Annotated in this window: 18 protein-coding genes and 1 pseudogene; 13 read left to right on the top strand and 6 right to left on the bottom strand. The window is 60.9% G+C overall.

Annotated elements, in window-relative coordinates; genetic code table 11:
- Nucleotides 1-491: 491 nt before the first annotated feature.
- Entirely contained in the window at nt 492-764 is a 273-nt protein-coding gene (locus IPG14_RS10525; RefSeq protein WP_343391776.1) for a hypothetical protein, read from the bottom strand.
- Between the two features lie 630 nt (nt 765-1,394).
- Here IPG14_RS10525 and IPG14_RS10530 point away from each other — a divergent pair.
- The gene (locus IPG14_RS10530; protein WP_343391777.1) at nt 1,395-1,859 is read left to right on the top strand and encodes an alpha/beta fold hydrolase; all 465 of its coding nucleotides are present in this window, start codon (nt 1,395-1,397) and stop codon (nt 1,857-1,859) included.
- Between the two features lie 409 nt (nt 1,860-2,268).
- On the opposite strand, the gene IPG14_RS10535 is transcribed toward IPG14_RS10530, so the two are convergent.
- Together IPG14_RS10535 and IPG14_RS10540 are read right to left on the bottom strand one after the other, a co-directional pair.
- Nucleotides 2,269-2,427, bottom strand: a complete 159-nt coding sequence (locus IPG14_RS10535) for a hypothetical protein (RefSeq protein WP_343391778.1) — start codon at nt 2,425-2,427, stop codon at nt 2,269-2,271.
- Nucleotides 2,428-2,736: 309 nt separating this feature from the next.
- A complete protein-coding gene (locus tag IPG14_RS10540) occupies nt 2,737-3,033 on the bottom strand; it encodes a hypothetical protein (protein ID WP_343391779.1) in 297 nt (98 codons plus the stop codon).
- Nucleotides 3,034-3,518: 485 nt separating this feature from the next.
- Between IPG14_RS10540 and IPG14_RS10545 the strand changes: the two genes are divergently transcribed.
- The 6 genes and pseudogenes from IPG14_RS10545 (at nt 3,519) to IPG14_RS10570 (ending at nt 10,273) form a co-directional block, all read left to right on the top strand.
- A complete protein-coding gene (locus tag IPG14_RS10545; protein WP_343391780.1) occupies nt 3,519-4,667 on the top strand; it encodes an extracellular solute-binding protein in 1,149 nt (382 codons plus the stop codon).
- A 109-nt stretch (nt 4,668-4,776) separates the two neighbouring features.
- Nucleotides 4,777-5,582: pseudogene (locus tag IPG14_RS10550) on the top strand (ABC transporter permease subunit).
- On the top strand, nt 5,579-6,376 hold the full coding sequence (locus IPG14_RS10555) for an ABC transporter permease subunit (RefSeq protein ID WP_343391781.1): 798 nt from the start codon (nt 5,579-5,581) through the stop codon (nt 6,374-6,376). Before IPG14_RS10550 ends, IPG14_RS10555 begins: the two are co-directional and overlap by 4 nt.
- A 4-nt stretch (nt 6,377-6,380) precedes the next feature.
- Complete coding sequence (locus tag IPG14_RS10560; protein ID WP_343391782.1) at nt 6,381-7,433, top strand: ABC transporter ATP-binding protein; 1,053 nt, start codon at nt 6,381-6,383, stop codon at nt 7,431-7,433.
- Nucleotides 7,434-7,500: 67 nt separating this feature from the next.
- Nucleotides 7,501-9,195, top strand: a complete 1,695-nt coding sequence (locus tag IPG14_RS10565; protein WP_343391783.1) for an acyl-CoA dehydrogenase — start codon at nt 7,501-7,503, stop codon at nt 9,193-9,195.
- Between the two features lie 349 nt (nt 9,196-9,544).
- The gene (locus tag IPG14_RS10570) at nt 9,545-10,273 is read left to right on the top strand and encodes a choice-of-anchor J domain-containing protein (protein ID WP_343391784.1); all 729 of its coding nucleotides are present in this window, start codon (nt 9,545-9,547) and stop codon (nt 10,271-10,273) included.
- 190 nt (nt 10,274-10,463) lie between these two features.
- Here IPG14_RS10570 and IPG14_RS10575 read toward each other — a convergent pair whose 3' ends face one another.
- From IPG14_RS10575 to IPG14_RS10585, 3 genes are read right to left on the bottom strand one after another with little or no spacing between them, the layout of a single operon-like run.
- Nucleotides 10,464-10,952: an ACT domain-containing protein gene (locus tag IPG14_RS10575; RefSeq protein WP_343391785.1), complete on the bottom strand. Its 489-nt coding sequence runs from the start codon at nt 10,950-10,952 to the stop codon at nt 10,464-10,466.
- Entirely contained in the window at nt 10,946-11,863 is a 918-nt protein-coding gene (locus IPG14_RS10580; protein ID WP_343391793.1) for a TGS domain-containing protein, read from the bottom strand. Before IPG14_RS10580 ends, IPG14_RS10575 begins: the two co-directional genes overlap by 7 nt.
- Nucleotides 11,787-12,644, bottom strand: a complete 858-nt coding sequence (locus tag IPG14_RS10585) for an HD domain-containing protein (RefSeq protein ID WP_343391786.1) — start codon at nt 12,642-12,644, stop codon at nt 11,787-11,789. Before IPG14_RS10585 ends, IPG14_RS10580 begins: the two co-directional genes overlap by 77 nt.
- Before the next feature lie 160 nt (nt 12,645-12,804).
- Between IPG14_RS10585 and IPG14_RS10590 the strand changes: the two genes are divergently transcribed.
- The 6 genes from IPG14_RS10590 (at nt 12,805) to IPG14_RS10615 (ending at nt 16,277) form a co-directional block, all read left to right on the top strand.
- Nucleotides 12,805-13,161 carry a hypothetical protein gene (locus IPG14_RS10590; RefSeq protein WP_343391787.1) on the top strand — a complete coding sequence of 119 codons (357 nt, stop codon included), beginning with the start codon at nt 12,805-12,807 and terminating at the stop codon, nt 13,159-13,161.
- A gap of 42 nt (nt 13,162-13,203) precedes the next feature.
- The gene (locus IPG14_RS10595; protein WP_343391788.1) at nt 13,204-13,512 is read left to right on the top strand and encodes a hypothetical protein; all 309 of its coding nucleotides are present in this window, start codon (nt 13,204-13,206) and stop codon (nt 13,510-13,512) included.
- Between the two features lie 116 nt (nt 13,513-13,628).
- Entirely contained in the window at nt 13,629-13,868 is a 240-nt protein-coding gene (locus tag IPG14_RS10600; RefSeq protein ID WP_343391789.1) for a hypothetical protein, read from the top strand.
- 400 nt (nt 13,869-14,268) lie between these two features.
- The gene (locus IPG14_RS10605) at nt 14,269-14,595 is read left to right on the top strand and encodes a hypothetical protein (RefSeq protein ID WP_343391790.1); all 327 of its coding nucleotides are present in this window, start codon (nt 14,269-14,271) and stop codon (nt 14,593-14,595) included.
- Between the two features lie 1,052 nt (nt 14,596-15,647).
- Nucleotides 15,648-15,914 carry a hypothetical protein gene (locus tag IPG14_RS10610; RefSeq protein ID WP_343391791.1) on the top strand — a complete coding sequence of 89 codons (267 nt, stop codon included), beginning with the start codon at nt 15,648-15,650 and terminating at the stop codon, nt 15,912-15,914.
- A 36-nt stretch (nt 15,915-15,950) separates the two neighbouring features.
- A complete protein-coding gene (locus IPG14_RS10615) occupies nt 15,951-16,277 on the top strand; it encodes a hypothetical protein (protein WP_343391792.1) in 327 nt (108 codons plus the stop codon).
- Nucleotides 16,278-17,505: the final 1,228 nt, after the last annotated feature.

The raw sequence follows: 17,505 nt of genomic DNA on the forward strand, positions 1-17,505 counted from the left end.
TGTATGAAATGGGCGACATAACCAAATTACTGCGCAAGCTATCTGAAGCCCACAGAAGCGTCCGGGATCAAAAATCAAATCGTCGAGGAAAAGGATAAAGAATCATGAGTCAAAACGAAACCAACGGCAGCAACGGTCATGAGGTGATCGGGAGCCGGCTGCAGAACAAGCGATTGAGAATGTCATCATCATCGGCAGCGGGCCTTCGGGCCTGACGGCTTCGCCTGTATACGGCGCGTGCTAACCTGAATCCGCCCTGATCACCGGCAATGAAATTGGCGGGCAGGTCGCGATTACCTGAGGTCGAGAATTACCCTGGGTTTCCGGGAAAGCCTGAGCGGCCGTGGACGCAGTGGAGAAGATGCAGAAGCAGGCCGAGAAGTTTGGCTGCCGCATCGAGTATGATTATGTGGACCGGGTTGATTTCGAGCAGTTTCCCTTCACGGTGCATACGGCCAACAAGATGGAGTACAAGGCGAGGGCGATCATCATCAGCACGGGAGCGCGCCGTCGCGCAAGCTGGATGTGCCGGGCGAGAAGGGTTGACCGGCCGCGGCGTGAAAGGCTATTGTGCGACCTGCGATGGCTTCACCTTCCGTGGTCGTGAGGTGGTGGTGGTCGGCGGCGGCGATGGCAAGGGCGAGGAAGCGCTCCTTCCTGACCCGCTTTGCCAGCAAAGTAACCTGATCCATCGCCGCAACAGCCTGCGCGCCAGTCAGATCTTGCAGAAGCGTATCTTCGAGCACGAAAAAGATCAACGTCATCTGGGACACGGTCATCACGTCCATCAACGATGACAACGGCGCGGAGTGACGTCAGGTTAGTCTGCAGAACATCAAGACCAGCGCCACGTCCACCTTGCCGACCGGCGGTGTTCTTCTTTTTGTCGGCCACTGCCCAACTCGTCCCTGTTCGCTGAGGGCAAGGTCGCCGTGGACGAAAAGCTATCTGCTCACCGGATGCTGATGCGCACCAATATCGCCGGCGTCTTTGCCGCCGGTGAATTCAGGACAAGCGCTTCAAGCAGGTTGCGACGTCGGTGGGCCAGGGCTGCGCGGCCGCCATGAAGTTGAGAAATACCTGAATGACCTGGAAGACCGCTTATCCGGTCGCGGTGCGGCGCTGGCGACCATCGCGGTCACGGCATAGGCGATCCATGCCAACGATTCAGCCTGGGTGAGCAGACGATCTACTATCGGCGCATCGGTCGGGACTGCGCCGCACGCCGCGCCGCTGGTGTTGGTTCACGGCGCGGGCGGCACGTCCATGCACTGGCCGGGTGAGCTGCGGCGCCCGCCTGAAACATCGGTTTATGCCCTGGACTTGCCCGGCCACGGTCAATCGCCTGGCGCGGGCTGCACCACGATTGCGGAATATGCGCAGGTTGTGGTGGATTGGGCCGATGCGCTGGAGCTGCGCTGTTCGTCCTGGTAGGCCATTCGATGGGCGGTGCGATTGCCCAAACCGTGGCGCTGCACCACCCGCAGCGCCTGGCCGGGCTGATCCTGGTGGGCACCGGCGCGCGGCTGGCGGTCTCCCCGGCCATTCTGGATGGCCTGAGCCGTGACTATGCGGCCACGGCGCGCCTGATTGCCGAATGGGCCTACAAACGCCAGGCAGACCCCGCGACGCTGGACGCATATGCCGCGGCGATGCTGAAGACTCCTGTGAACGTGACGCACGGTGATTTTTGGCGTGCAGCGCGTTCGATGACCGGCGCTGAGCCAGATTGCTCTGCCCACCCTGGTCATCGTGGGCCTGGGCGACCGGCTGACGCCGCCCAAGCTCAGCCGCTTCCTGGCGCAGCAGATGCCCGTTATGCGTGCTGCTGGAAGTGCCGGAGGCCGGGCACATGGTGATGCTCCGAACAGAGCGCGGTCGTGCTGCGGCGGTGCAGGAGTTTGTGGAGCGAGGTAGAGACGTTGCATTGCAACGTCTCTAGCGACGTCGTACCGGTCGTCGCCGCTTCCACTTGAGATTGGAATTCATCCAGGGCGTTTGCTGTAAGAGCGATTTCAGTAGATGTGACAGAGTGCTGACATCATGAATCTGACGCAGGCGCTGCTCCAGGGCTGATGGCGCACCTGCGGATTGAAGCGCGTGGAGATGGCGGCCAAGACAGCGGCAAGCCCTTCCGACGCCTTCACGGCGCCCTTCCTCGACGCCCTTTGCGGCGCCCCTTCATCAACGCCTTCACGGCGCCCTTCCCTCGACGCCCTTGCGGCGCCTCTTCATCAACGCCCTTCACGGCGCCCTTCCTCAACGCCTTCACGGCGCTCCTTCCTCGACGCCCTCACGGCGCCCTTCCTCGACGCCCTCACGGCGCCCTTCATGAACACCTTCTCCCCAACTCTGTTGGCGAATCCGTCGCAAGTAGGGCGTGTCCAGCAGTTCCACATCAATCATACGCTCGATCATCTTCAGCACCCTCATCTCCAATCAGGTTGATCAATGCTGTCAGTAACTCATTACGCTGTCCGCCGTCGGTATGGCTGCAATCTTGTCAAGCACCGCAGGAACGATCCGTCCTGGTTCCGCCACACGCATCTGTCCTACGAGCGCCAGGAGGGCCGGCTTGTCGAGTTGCAGTACCTCCTCTGCGTCGAGTTCCCCACAGGCGAATGACATCATACCGCCACGTCAGACTAGCCTGGCCGGCGAAATTTACGATTGTGTACCCTCCATTATCGCCTGCGCCTGCACCTTTGCCCACGTAGATAACGACGCTCTGCAATTTCAGGCTGCCCTGCGGTGCGCGGCGTCCCCATTCATGCGCGCCGTGCGACTCATGTAATCCACCATACGCCAGGGCATAGGGGCCGCACTGCGCTTTCCTTGAAGCTCGATATGCAGTAACCCTACATCGTTATCTTCGCTTACCGCCTCGAAAAGCAGATCACTGCGTTGACGTGAGGCTGGTAGTTCGATAGTCAAGGTGCGCACCGAGCGCAACCGCTTACCCATCAGCCACTCGGCGAAGGTCTCTTTGTAGGTCAAGATCAGGTTTTTCAGTGGATTATCGGTGTCAGGCACGGGCGCTGCTCCTTCCTGCCTCTGTCAACTGACCGAAGTCTACCCTCAGGACACAGGGCGTGTCAAGCCGCGGCCAAACGATTTTGTTTGCGAATTCCATCAAACATCGCTACAATAAGAACGCATTTCCGATGTCTACGACGAAGAATTTCAGGCCGCGCTGGACGAATCCGGCGGCGACCAGGATTATGCGATTTTTGACTGCGTTAGGCAGCGGTTTCCAACCGCCTGGCAGCGCTTTGCCGATGCGGGTGAACGGTGTTAGAATGTCCCTTGCAACTGAGTTCTTCTTTCCTCCTCGCCCCGTCCGTGGGGCCAATCTGCCCGCCACAAGGAGGTGGACCCGTAAAACGATGGCTGACCGCCGGCGCCGTATGTGGCGCTCTAAGGGCTTGACTAGCCCTGAAATACCGTTCTATTTTCAGACTTCTGGCTTGGATAGGCCACTGCCGCTTATCCATACGATGAAAAGGGAGAGACAAGAAGTGAGCAAGTCCCGTTTGATGCATCTGAGCATCCTGATTACCGTGTTAGCGCTGCTGGTTGCAGGTTGCACGCCTGCCGCCGCTCCGGCCACCAAAGCCCCTGAACCTGCTGCATCGGGCGTCACCGCCGACATGCAGGGGCTGATTGACGCCGCCAAAGCCGAGGGTACCCTCACCACCATCGCCCTGCCCCACGACTGGTGCAACTACGGCGAAGCGATTACCGGCTTCAAGGCCAAGTACGGCCTGCAGATCAACGAGCTTAATCCCGATGCCGGCTCCGGCGATGAAGTCGAAGCCATCAAGGCCAACAAGGATAACAAAGGCCCACAGGCGCCCGATGTCATTGACGTCGGCTACGGCTTTGGCCCGCAGTTGGTCGAAGAGAAGCTGGTGCAGCCCTACAAGGTCAGTACCTGGGACACCATTGCGGCTGACTCGAAGAACGCAGATGGCTATTGGTATGGCGACTACTACGGTGTCCTGGCTTTCGAAGTCAACAAGGATGCCGTGAAGAACGTACCGCAGGATTGGGCCGATCTGCTCAAGCCGGAGTACAAGGGCCAGGTGGCCCTCTCTGGCGACCCGCGTGCCTCGGCGCAGGCGCAGATGAGCGTCTATGCCGCAGCCCTGGCTAACGGCGGTTCGCTCGACAACGTGGCGCCCGGCCTGGAGTTCTTCAAGAAGCTGAACGAGGTGGGCAACTTCGTCCCTGTGATCGCCAAACAGGCCACTGTTGCCAAAGGCGAGACCCCGGTCATCACCCGCTGGGACTACAACGCCCTGGCCGACAAGACCGCCCTGGCCGGCAACCCCAACATCGAAGTCGTGATTCCCAAGACGGGTGTCATTGCCGGCGTTTACATCCAGGCCATCAGCGCGTACGCACCCCATCCCAACGCGGCCAAGCTGTGGATGGAATACCTCTACTCGGACGAAGGCCAGTTGATCTGGCTGAAGGGCGGCTGCCACCCCATTCGCTACAACGACATGGTCAAGCGGAACGCGATCCCGGCTGAGATTACTGCCAACCTACCGGCGGCCGATCTCTACGCCAAGGCCGTCTTCCCGACAATTGACCAGATCAATGCCGCCAAGAAGGCGATCACCGATGGCTGGGACAAAGTCGTCGGCGCCGACGTGAAGTAGCAGCGGTCCGTGGCGAGCACATTGCAACCCACACCTTCTACACCGCGGGACGCGCCACTGGCGCGTCCCGCACGTCGTCAATTGGGCGTGGCTTGGCGTCGCGCCCTTTTTGATCTTCACCCTGTTTTTTCTATTCCTCCCCTCGCTATCGTTGTTCATCGGCAGCTTTCAGGACAACCAGGGCCAATTCACCCTGGCCAACGTTGCCGGCCTGTTCACGCCATCCATCCTCAGCGCCTACTGGATCACCATTCGTATCAGCCTCTTCACGGCGGTCGTCGGTGGGTTGTTCGGCTTTTCCTGGCCTACTCAGCCACCCTGACCGGCCTGCCGCTGGGTGACCGCTGGCATGGCGACCTTCAGCGGCGTGGCCTCGAACTTCGCCGGCGTACCGCTCGCCTTCGCCTTCATCGCCACCCTCGGCCGCCTGGGCTTGGTGACAGTGCTGCTCAAGAACCTCTTGGGCTTCAACCTCTACGACCACGGCTTCAACCTCTACAGCTTCTGGGGGCTGAGCGTCACCTACCTCTATTTCCAGTTCCCGTTGATGGTGCTGATCATCACCCCCGCGTTGGAAGGACTGCGCCGCGAGTGGCGCGAGGCTGCCGAAAACCTGGGCGCCACCGGCTGGCAGTACTGGCGCTACGTGGGGCTGCCCGTGCTGATGCCTTCGCTGCTCGGCGCCATGATCCTCCTGTTCGGTAACGCGTTCGGCGCCTACGCCACCGCACTCTCCTGACCGGCGGGCTGATCAACCTGGTGACGATCCTCATCGGCTCCCAGATCAAGGGTGACGTGCTGCACAATCCCGGTCTGGGCTATGCCCTGGCCGTGGGGATGGTGGTCGTGATGGCGGTCTCGATGGCGATCTACTACGTGCTGCGCCGCCGCAGTGAAAGGTGGCTGCGCCTATGAAACGCAACACACTCTGGGGCTGGCTGTGGACCGCCCTCGGCATTCTTTACTTCTTTGTGCCGCTCTACGCCACGCTGGACTTCTCCCTGCGGGCCAAGAAGGGGCAACTCAGCCTGCTCGCCTATCAGCGTGTGCTGGCCGATCCGCAGTTTCGCCAAACTCTGCTCTTCTCGCTGGAGATGGCCATCTTGACCATCCTGGTCAGCCTGATCTTGATCGTCCCCACCGCCTATTGGATCCGCCTGCGCCTGCCCAAGCTGCGACCGGTGATCGAGTTCATTACCCTGATGCCGTTTGTGGTGCCCGCGATCGTGCTCGTTTTCGGCCTGATCCGCGTGTATGGCGGGGGCTTTCTGCCACTCACCAACTTCCGCGCCGGCACCAACACCCTGCTGGTGGCCGCCTACGTCATCCTGGCGCTGCCCTACATGTACCGGGCCGTGGACACGGGCCTGGCAGCCATTGACGTGCGTACCCTGACCGAAGCGGCTCAGAGTCTGGGCGCGGGCTGGGGCGTCATCCTGTTGCAGGTCATCTTCCCCAACCTGCGCTCATCGCTGCTCAGCGGCGCGTTCCTGACCCTGGCGACCGTTGTCGGCGAGTATACCATCGCCAGTTTTCTCGTGGGCATCAACGCGTTTGGCCCGTATATGTCGCTGATTGGGCAGAACAAGACCTATGAATCATCCGCGTTGGCCATCATCAGTTTCGCGCTGACCTGGCTTTTTATGGGTCTGATTCAATTCTTCGGACGCGGCCAGCCAGGCCAGCGCCAACTCGTGGGGGCAAGGTGAGGCAATGGGATTTCTAGCCCTGACAAACATCTCTAAAGTGTTCGGGAACAGCGTCGCCGTGCGCGACTTCAACCTTGATGTCGAGCGCGGCGAGTTCATCTCCTTCCTGGGGCCGAGCGGCTGCGGCAAAACCACCACACTGCGCATGATTGCCGGATTCGAATTGCCTACGACCGGAACGATCGTGGTCAACGGCCAGGACATCACCATGAAGCCGCCCAATCAGCGCAACGTCGGCATGGTCTTTCAGTCCTACGCCCTCTTTCCGAACATGACGCTGGCCGACAATGTAGGCTTTGGCCTGAAGATCGCGCGGTTGCCCAAAGCGGAGATTGACCGCACCGTGGCCGAAATGCTGGACGTGATTCATCTGCCCGGCTTCGGCAGCCGCTATCCCCATCAGTTGTCGGGCGGTCAACAGCAGCGCGTCGCGTTGGCGCGCGCCCTGGCCATCCATCCGCAGGTACTGCTGCTCGATGAACCGCTCTCCGCCCTGGACGCCAAAATCCGGGTCGAACTGCGCTCCGAAATTCGCCGCATCCAACGACAGCTTGGCATCACCACGATCTATGTCACCCACGATCAGGAAGAGGCGCTCTCCCTCTCCGATCGCATCGTGGTCATGAGCGCGGGTCAGGTGGAACAGATCGGCACGCCCTTCGAGATTTACAACTACCCCAGGACCGCGTTCACGGCCGCGTTCATCGGCCAGTTGAACATGCTCCCTGTCACCATTGCCGACCCCCAGACCGGGATGTGTACTTTCGAAGGCCAGCCGGTTGCCACGGGCGAGCCGATCGAAGCCGCGCCCGGCGCAGCCAAACACCTCGCCATCCGCCCGGAAGAACTGGGCCTGCGACACTCGCCTGGCGATAACCACCTGGACGGCCGCATCGAAGCCGTCACCTTCCTGGGCGCCATCGTGCGTGTGCGCGTGGACCTGGGAGACACCTTCCTGTCGGTTGATCTATTCAACGAGCGCCTGCTCACACTGCCCCAGGTCAATCAGGCTGTCACGGTCAACTTCCCGCCGCACGCCTGTTGGGTAACAGAGTAAGTGAAAGCGACCTCGCCCGTGCATCCAAGCCAGCCTCCCACTCAATCTATGATATCAGGTAACAGGCATGATTCTTCTCAACCCCAAGCACCTTGATCGTTATTACCCCGACGAGCGTTCGCGCGCGATCATGCAGAAAACGGTGGCCTTCTTCGAGCAAAAAGGCAAGCAAAAGCTCAAGGCCGATGACTATGACCACGTTTGGTACGCCGACCTGCTCGATTTTGTCAAGCGTGAAGGCATTTTTGCCACCCTGCTCACCCCGGCCGGCTATGGCGACGCCGACGCACGCTGGGACACCTGGCGCAACTGTGAGTTCAACGAAATCCTCGGTTTCTACGGCCTGCCCTACTGGTACACCTGGCAGGTGACAATTCTGGGGCTTGGCCCCATCTGGATGAGCCAGAACGAGGACGCCAAGCGCCGCGCCGCACAGGCGCTGCGCGAAGGCGCCATCTTCGGCTTTGGCCTGTCTGAAAAGGAGCATGGCGCGGACATCTACGCCAGCGACATGCTGCTGGCGCCACAGCCGGATGGCACGTACCTGGCGCGCGGCGACAAGTATTACATTGGCAACGCCAACCACGCGGCCATGATCTCGACCTTTGGCAAGTTCAGCCACAACCAGGACTACGTCTTCTTCGCCGTGGATGCGCAGCATCCGCGTTTCCAGCTCATGCAGAACGTCGTCGCCAGCCAGTCCTACGTCGGCGAATACCTGTTGGATGACTACCCCATCACCGCCGCGGATATTCTCTCCAGCGGGCAGGACGCCTGGGACGCCTCACTCAACACCGTCAACGTGGGCAAGTACAACCTGGGCTGGGCTTCGATTGGCATCTGCACACATGCCTTCTACGAGGCCATCAACCATGCGGCCAACCGTTTCCTCTACGGCCGCGCGGTGACCGATTTCGGGCACGTGCAGCAGATGTTCACCGACGCCTACGCACGGCTGGTCGCCATGAAACTGTTTGCCCTGCGTGCGGCCGACTATCTCCGCTCCGCCTCCGCCAGCGACCGGCGCTACCTCCTGTACAACCCAATGGTCAAGATGAAGGTAACGACGCAGGGCGAAGAGGTGGTCAACCTGCTGTGGGATGTGATCGCGGCCAAGGGGTTCGAGCGCAGCACCTATTTCGAGATGGCCGCGCGTGACATTCGCGCCCTGCCCAAGCTGGAAGGGACGGTGCATGTCAATATCGCGCTCATCATCAAGTTCATGCCGAACTACTTCTTCAACCCCGCGTCTTACCCCGACGTACCGCGGCGTGATGACGCCGCGCACGACGATTTCCTCTTCCATCAAGGCCCGGCGCGTGGGCTGGGCAAGATTCGTTTCCACGACTACAACCTGGTCTTCAACCGCTTTGACCTGCCCAACGTCAACGTTTTCAAGGAGCAGGTGGCCGTCTTCAAGGAGTTCTTGGCCCGCGCCACGCCCAGCGATGCGCAGGCGCTCGACACCGATTTCCTGCTGGCCCTGGGCGAGTTGTTCGCCCAGGTGGTCTACGCGCAGTTGATTCTGGAGAACGCCGAGATCTATCCTATGCACGCCGACCTGGTGGAGCAGATCTTCGACTTCATGGTGCGCGATGTCAGCCGCTATGCCTTGCAGCTCTACAGCAAAGCGAGCAGCACCGCGCGGCAGATGGAAATGGCTCTGCGCATGGTGCGCAAGCCCGTCTTTGATGAGGCGCGCTATCGCCGCGTCTGGGCCGAGGTGGTCGGGTACAACGGCGCATACGAGATGCAGCCGTAGTAATGAAAACCAGACCCGCCTCCGCAGTCCAGCCAGCCGATGCAGGCCGACGACCGGCAGCCTCCGCAGGGAGGCTGCGTACTCGTTGCAGCGACCTCGATCGCCCGGTGGCATATTGGCATTACAGGCGTTGTCGGCTATAATGGGCATTGTTCCGTCACGCCGTTACGTCTCCGTTTGTGTCCTGCTCTGTTTTTCGTAGGTTCGACATGAGAAAGGAATGAAACCATGCTAAATCGTGCAAGTCGTGTATGGGCGATTTTACTCGTCCTTGCGCTCTGTCTGAGCGTGCTGGCCCTGGGCGCTTGCGGCCGGCGGCCCCAAGTCCGATGCCGGTACCGGCGCCCAATTGCCGCAGCGCACCGAGGCCGCCCCGCAGGCGCCCCTGGCTGACTTCAGTGAAGGCTTCGAGGATATCACCCTGCTCCCGGGCCTGGGCTGGGCAAGCCAGAACAACAGCAGCCCCCTGGGTTCCACCGGTTGGTTCCAGGGCAATGACACCGTCTTTCCGGCCCAGGCGGGCAGCACCACCTCCTACCTCGGCGCCAACTACAACAACACCAGCGGCACGGGCACCATCAGCAACTGGATGATGACTCCGGCCGTCACCCTGTCGGCGGGCGACACCTTCCGCTTCTGGACCAGCACCGCCGCCGGCAGCATCTGGCCTGATCGGCTGGAACTGCGCATGAGCCTCAACGGCGCCAGCACCAATGTCGGCGCCACTGCCACCAGTGTGGGCGACTTTACCACCGTCCTCGCGGAGGTCAACCCGACCCTGGCAGCCGGCGGTTATCCTGAAGTGTGGACCGAATACGTGGTTACGCTGACTGCCGCGCAGGTGCCTGCGCCGACCCTGGGCCGCTTCGCGTTCCGCTACTTCGTCACCGACGGCGGCCCGAGCGGCGCCAACTCCAACTACATCGGTATTGACACCGTCTCCTACACGGCCGCGGCACCCACCGCCGTGACCCTGTCCACCCTGGATGCTCAAGCCAACACCACGCTGCTGCCGCTCGCCGCGCTGGCGCTGCTGGTTACCGGGGCCGCCCTGGTTCTGCGCCGCCGCATCGCCTGACGGCTGATCGTGTGACGTAACTGCGTAGATGTGCGGGTTCGCCGAGCAGATGAGACACAAACCCTGCTCGCCGCAGCGAATCAAGTCGAGGCGTTGGACGCCAATCGGCGTATGCCTGCGGCGGGCAAACAACAAAGGGTCAGGAGTGTCAACTCCTGACCCTTTATTGTTGATCGTCACACGGCTCCGCTCAACCGATCTGACGCTGCGCCTCGACCACATTGGGCAGGCGCTCGATGCGGGTCAACAGACGGCTCAACTGCACGGTGCTGCTAATGTCCAGGGTAGCGGTGACAACAGCCGAGTTGTCCTTCAGCCCGGTGCGCGCCTGCGCCTCGCGCATGTTGATCTTTTCATCCGCCACCAGGCTGGCAATGTCACGCAAGAGGCCGCTACGATCGAAGGCTTTGACCAGGATGCTGACCGGGTAGGTGCGCTGTTCGCCGCCCCATTCCACATAGATGAGGCGCTCATGTTCCTTGGTGGAGAGGATGTTGGGGCAGTCGCGGCGATGGATGGACACCCCGCGCCCGCGGGTGACATAACCGACAATGCTCTCGCCGGGGAGTGGCTTACAACACTGGGCATGGTGCGTCAACAGGCCCTCGACGCCGGAGACGCTGATGCCCTCCAACTCGCTGGATCGCTTGCCGCTCACGGTCTCTGGCGGGATCAGCATGGCCGGATCTTAGGCCGCTCATCCTCCATGATACGGCTGGCGATCTGCTGCGGGTTGATATCGCCGGCGCCGATGGCGCAGAAGAAATCATCCACCTTGTCGTAGCCGAACTGTTTGGCCAGGCTCTCATAGCTGGCCGGCTGTACGCTGAGGCGCCGCAATTCCTTTTCGAGTAAATTGCGACCCTCGGTGATATTCTCCTGGCGATCCTGCTTACGGAACCACTGCCGAATCTTGCTGCGTGCCCGCTGCGTGCGCACATAATTCAGGTGCGGATTGAGCCAATCACGACTGGGACCGCTGCGTTTTAGTGGTGATGATCTCAACCTGGTCGCCTTGTGCGAGTTTGCTGTCCAGTGCCAGCATCTTGCCGTTGACGTGCCGCGGCAGCGATGACCGATTTCGGTATGCACCTCGTAGGCAAAATCAATCGGTGTGGCCCCGGCCGGCAAGTCAATGATGTCACTGCGTGGGGTAAAGGTGTAGACACGATCCTGAAAGATGTCTGTCTTCAGCGCATCCACGAACTCTTGCGCCTCGCCGACCTCCTGACGCCACTCCATCAACTGCCGCAGCCAGGCGATCTTGTTCTCGAAATCCACATCGCGGCGTGTGGGCTGCTCTTTGTAGCGCCAGTGCGCCGCGATGCCATATTCGGCCGTGTGCTGCATGTCGCCGGTGCGAATCTGCACCTCGAGCGGGCGGCCGCCGGGACCCACGACGGCCGTGTGCAGCGACCGGTACTGATTCTCTTTCGGCGTGGCGATGTAGTCGTCGAACTCGCCGGGGATGGGGCGCCACAGGCTGTGTACAATCCCCAGCGCCGCGTAGCAGTCACGCAATTCGTCCAGAACCACACGTACGCCCTGGGCATCGTAGATCTGATCGAAGTCCACATCCTTGCGCTTCATCTTGCGCCAGATACTGTAGATGTGTTTGGGGCGTCCATAGATATGCGCCTTGATGCCCATCTGGCGCATTTCTTGCTCCAACGTGTTGACCACCAGGCCAATGGAGCGTTCGCGTTCCCGCGCCGTTGATCAATGGCCTGTGCAATGGCCTTGTAGGTGGCCGGTTCCAGGTGGCGGAAAGCCTGATCTTCCAGTTCCCACTTGATCTGCCAGATGCCGAGGCGGTTGGCGAGAGGTGCAAAATTTCGAGCGTTTCACGGGCGATGCGTCTGCGCTTGTGTTCGGGCAGGGCGCCCAGCGTGCGCATGTTATGCAGGCGGTCAGCCAGTTTGATGAGCACCACGCGAATGTCATCCACCATGGCCAGGAACATCTTGCGCAACGATTCGGCCTTGGTGTCGGCCATGCGCTCATGGGTGCGCCGCAACTCGTTGATTTTGTCGAGTTTGGTCACGCCATCTACCAGCTTGGCGACCTCTGGTCCGAAGTCGCGCTGCATCATTTCGATGGTGTACGGTGTGTCTTCAACCACATCGTGCAGGAGTGCCGCGGCCAGGGTGGCCGCGTCGAGGTTGATCTCGGCCAGAATGCCGGCGACGGCCAGGGGGTGGTACATGTATGACTCACCGGAGGCGCGTAGTTGACCCTCGTGTGAATGATCGGCTACGTGGTAGGCGCGCTCGATCAGATCACGATCCTGGGGAGCCATGCTCTTGGGCAGCATGGCCAGAAGCCCATCAAGGGTTGTTGGCGAAGGTTGGTTGTTATCGCTGACTGTCATGGTAACACCTCACTTAACCCTTCCCATTCTACTACAGGCAGCCATAAATGGAAAACTTGTGCATGCGAGCTCAGGCTCACAGCGCGCCGCGCGGCAAATGGCAGCAAAACGCCATTTGCGATATAATCAGACCCTACCCGAAACACACTGAGGCATCGGAATGGCGCCAGACGTTGCGCAATTTCTGTTAGGCATAAACTATTTCCCGCGGTGCAAAGGTATCAAACTGTGGCAGGCGTTCGATCGCGGCGAAGTGCGCGACGAACTGGCACAGATTGCTGCCTGGGGGCTGGACGCGGTGCGCATCTTCCTGACCTGGCAAGATTTTCAGCCAGGTGAAGCGCACATCAACCACCGCGCGTTGGATTCCCTGGACGCACTGTTGACCGCGGCGCAGATCAACATCTGTTTGTGTTGCCCACCCTGTTCAGTGGCCCGGTGGATGGCGCCTTCTTCTTCCCCGATTGGTGCCTTGATCGCGGCCGGTGCAGCCGGCGGTGCGCTTCATCAGTCATGATCGTGAGGTTCGCCAGGGGCGCTGCGCCCTATCTTCACCGGCGTGCTGGCGGCAGCGCAGATGCGTCTGGTGGATGAACTCGTTGGTTTCTTTGGCAACCATCCGGCCGTGTGGGGCTGGGACCTGGGCGCCTGGGCGGAGCAGCTCCCGCTTGATCTCAGCCGTGGCGCCTGGGAGGATTGGGTCGGCCAGGTCGCTGAGCGCATTGGCGAACTGTCACCGGGCCGTGTGCGCACCTGGGGCCTGGGACAGCGCGCGGTAACTCGTCGCTTTCCCTTGCCGCTGACCGCCCTGGCTTGCGCTGCTCGACCAAGTGGCGGTGTCGGTCTTTACGTTTACCGACCCGCGTGATCCCTTGATCTGTTGCCGGCCCGTTTTGCCTGTGATCTCATGCGCACCTCGGCGTGCCTGCGCCGCTCATTCACGCCATTGGCCTGCCCACCGTGGCCCCTGGCCTCCCTGGCGTCGTGCAACCCGATCGCGTGTGGCGCTGGCCGCGCTGGATCTACCTCGCCAGCGAGGAGGAGCAGAGCGCCTACATCGCCGAAGCTCTGCGCCTCGCCTTCAGGCAGGGAGTGGCGGGCGTTTTCCTCTGGTGCTATGCCGATTACGCGCCGGCGCTGCACAGTGAGCCTCCCTATGATCTGGCCCAGTGGACGCGTACCTGCGGCCTGTTGCGCGCAGATGGCAGCGAAAGCCGGCCCTAGCCGCGCTACGGCAGTTTGTGGACCAACGGGCCGCGCAGGCTAGGGACCGCATGGCGCAGAGAGCCGCATGCTCAACCTGGACCTCGAACGCTATGCCCGCGACCCCAAGCGCGAGTTTACGCGTCTTTTGCAGATGGTTCGTTACGGCGAGCTTTGAACGGCTGCCGAGCGACCGCACGGGCAGCTACGATTTCGAAGCCCAACGGCGCAAGCCGCGGCGCCGAAACCAGCATGACGCTGGAAAGGATGAGATGGAGATGCCACGGGAGATACCACACGGGAGATATCTAATGGAACTAATCAATCTGCGGGTGAGCGCAGCGACGACGGACAGCGAGAAGATGCAATTCATCAGGTTCCCCTGGCGCGTTTACAAGGGTGACCCTATTGGGTGCCGCCCTTGATCGGTGATCGCAAGGCGATGTTCGACCCCAAGAAGAACCCATCTCTCGAACACATGGAGGTGGCGCTTTTTCTGGCCTCCGCGTTCATCAAGCGCGCCGATACGACTCTCACACCTGACATGCCGCTGGCATCCCTGCAAAGCGAAGTGGTCAATGAGCGCGGCGCGGCGATCAACCACCGCCACACCGAGTTTCACAACGAGCAGGTCGGCTTTTTCGGCTTTTTTCGAACCTCAACGATCCCCAGGTACCAGGGCGCTGTTGGACACAGCGTGGGATGGTGGGTGGCCGGTCGCGGCATGACCGCCATTCGCGGCCGATGAACCTCCACGAAACGATGAATGTGGGCTATTGGTAGATGGTTTCGATTCGTCACCCATGGTCATGATGACCTGCAACCCGCCGTTCTATCCGGTGTTGGTCGAGCAGGCCGGTTTTTTCACAAGGCGATGGACCTGTTCGCCTATTTCATGGATTTTGGCAGGAAGCGCGTGACCTGGGCCAGTTGCCCACCAAGCTGGGATGTAGGGGAAAAAAAGTGCGCGAAGTGGCGAAATCCGTTTGCGGCCGATTACGTGAGGATTTCGATCGTGAGGTGGGACGTTTCAAGGGAGGTCTATAATCTTGCGGCCTGGGAGAAAATTGGGGCTTTGTGCCGATGACCGGGGCCGAGATGGATACCTGGCGCAACAACTCAAGCAGGCCATGAATCCCTGTCCTGATCTGGATTGCCGAGGTGGCGCAGGGCCGGAGGCCAGACGCGTCATTGGCGTGGGCCTGATGGTGCCCGGATGCGTCAACGTCGTACGCACATGAACGGCCGCGTCAGCCCGCTGACGATTCTCAAGGCGCTGTGCTACAAGCGTTTCCATCAAAAAGCAGCGCGTGATCGCCCTGGGGCGTCGTCGAAGAAAGGTGTGTGCAGGTGATGCCTTGCTCTTGCTGAAACGAAAAAAACGTGCCGCCCCTGTCCAAGGGCTATCAGTGGCGAAGCTTTCCTGGATTTTGGAGAGCAATGTGCAGATGAATGCGCCTTTTTGCAGATGCCCGGTGGCCGTGTGTGTATAAGACCTACCCGGTCGCCGAAAAGCCCTGGTATAGGACCCAGCAGGCGGGCGACTGCGGATCCCGAAAGCTGCGGCCGCAGATTGTGGCTAGCGGTTTTAGCCACGCAGCGCAAAGGAGAAGCGGTGCCGGTAGCATATTATTATGGCAAACGGATGACGATAGGAAGGCGCTGCTGACCGATGTGGCAGCGCCTGCGGGGCTCGGCCCGGGCGCAGCTTGAGCGAGGACTACTTGGCTTGGCGGGGACATCACTCCTCGATGGCGCCGCAGTGACTGAGAGAGGCGCCGCATCGCCGGATGGTCGAGAATGAAACGTGGGGACGTTATGCCTGGCCCATCCGCGGCGACCGTCGAGCTCACGACCCTCGGTCGTGACCACGAATGCGGTCGCGCCTGGCGGCACCGGGTACATGCGCTGGAGCGGACGGTGCAGCAGCAAAGGCGCAGCAGTGCGCGGTCGGCGCGCCTCCTTGACATGCCAACCATCAACGAAGAGGAGTTCGGCCGCATCATCCTGGACATCCACGATGGCCTGGCAAAACATGCCTTCCAGCCCTCTCCCAGGTCAACCTGACCTGCAAAGTCCAACTGGCGGCAACATGGCAGCGGCTTGACACTGGAGACCACATGGATCTTGCAGGAAGCGCCTGCCGCGGTGTCAGGGGCTGTTGTAAGCTCATTGACGGAGAGATTGCGAAACTTCATCGCTTCTTCCGTCCGCCTGAGTTTGCCCGCCATCTGCCCGGCTGCCGTCGTAGAAGGGCTGATTATCCAGCACGAGGAGTTGACCGGTAGCACGGTTGACCTGGAGGTTGAGGATTCGCTGCCGATGGTGCCGCTGCCAATCAAGATTGCGGGTCTATCGGATTTTGCAGGAAGCCCTCTGGCACGCACAAACGCGGGCGTCAATGCCGTCATTTTACCGCGTCGCGCCTGAGTACGGGTAACGGCAGCCTGTGCCTGACAGTGGACAGACCTGGGGCCGGCTTCCCCGATGCGGTGGCGCGCTCGCCGCCGAGGCAGGAGGAAGGCCGGCCACCCACATCGGCCTGTGGCAGCTGCCGATCGGGTCAAGATGGCGGGCGGCACATTCACCATCTGGCTGGAAGCCTCAGCTGCGGCACGCAGTATTCAGGTAAGGATTCCGGCTTATGAGCACTAACAGCAACTGACCCTGACGAAAACGCAAAACTGCTGCCGATTCGCGGGTCCTGGCAGACGACCGCGAACCGGAAGCTGAAGGGGTTACGCGGCATCCTCAAACAGGAACCCGATATGGATGTGTGGTCGGCTCTGCCATGAATGGCCGGATCTGCTTCGCAGAGGTGCGTGCGGCGGCCTGATGTGGCAGCGGCATTGACATTCAACTGCCCGACATGACTGGGGCTGAGGCCTGGCCCAGATTCGCCGCAGTAACCCGCCGACGATTGTCCCTGATTTTGACCGCGCCAGCGACGGCGTACCGTTTCAGAGCGTCCTTCCACGGGAGGCCGATGGCATCGCTTGGTTGACTGAACCCCCGCACAAGATTCCAGTTGCGATCCGCCAGGTGTTCCACGGCCAGTTGGTGTCCTCGCGCAGCCTCGCCGCTGGTTATCAGCCACGCTCAGCCCAAGTGGAGCCTAACCCGCAGGTGCCTTCGGAGCGTGAGGAGAGGTGTTGCTTGGGTGTCACAAGGCATGACTAACGCGCAGATTACGATCGCCTGGTGTTGAAGAAAACACGGTCAAGTTCCATCTGCAGAATATTTATCAGAAACTGGCGTCAGCATCGGACCGGAAGCCATGCGATCTACATTTCTTTCAGCGACAGCGTAGTTAAAATCAAGTAGGCGTCACAACCCCGGCGGTAGCTGCATAGGTCCGGTCCGTGACATTCGTGCGGCCAATCTGGCCGATCTTTCCCGCTGTTTCCACATCAGCGGCGTGTTCAAAACCGATCACGTCTGGCAAGTGATCAACGTGCCGAGGAAGATGCGCGTCATCGCTTCGTCACGCTGCGCCTGGTCCGGGCTTGCCGCGTCCGCTCACGCCTTCCTTATCCTCGTGGTGAGGGTTTGCTCGACCAATGGGAACGCGGGATGTGCTGGTGGCCGTGGAAGACGAGCATGAAATCCGGGGCTACACGGTGATGAGCCTGCAGCCTGATCATCGCGAACTGGGCTG

The organism is Candidatus Amarobacter glycogenicus (assembly GCF_016704105.1).
GTDB classification, from domain to species: domain Bacteria; phylum Chloroflexota; class Dehalococcoidia; order Tepidiformales; family Tepidiformaceae; genus Amarobacter; species Amarobacter glycogenicus.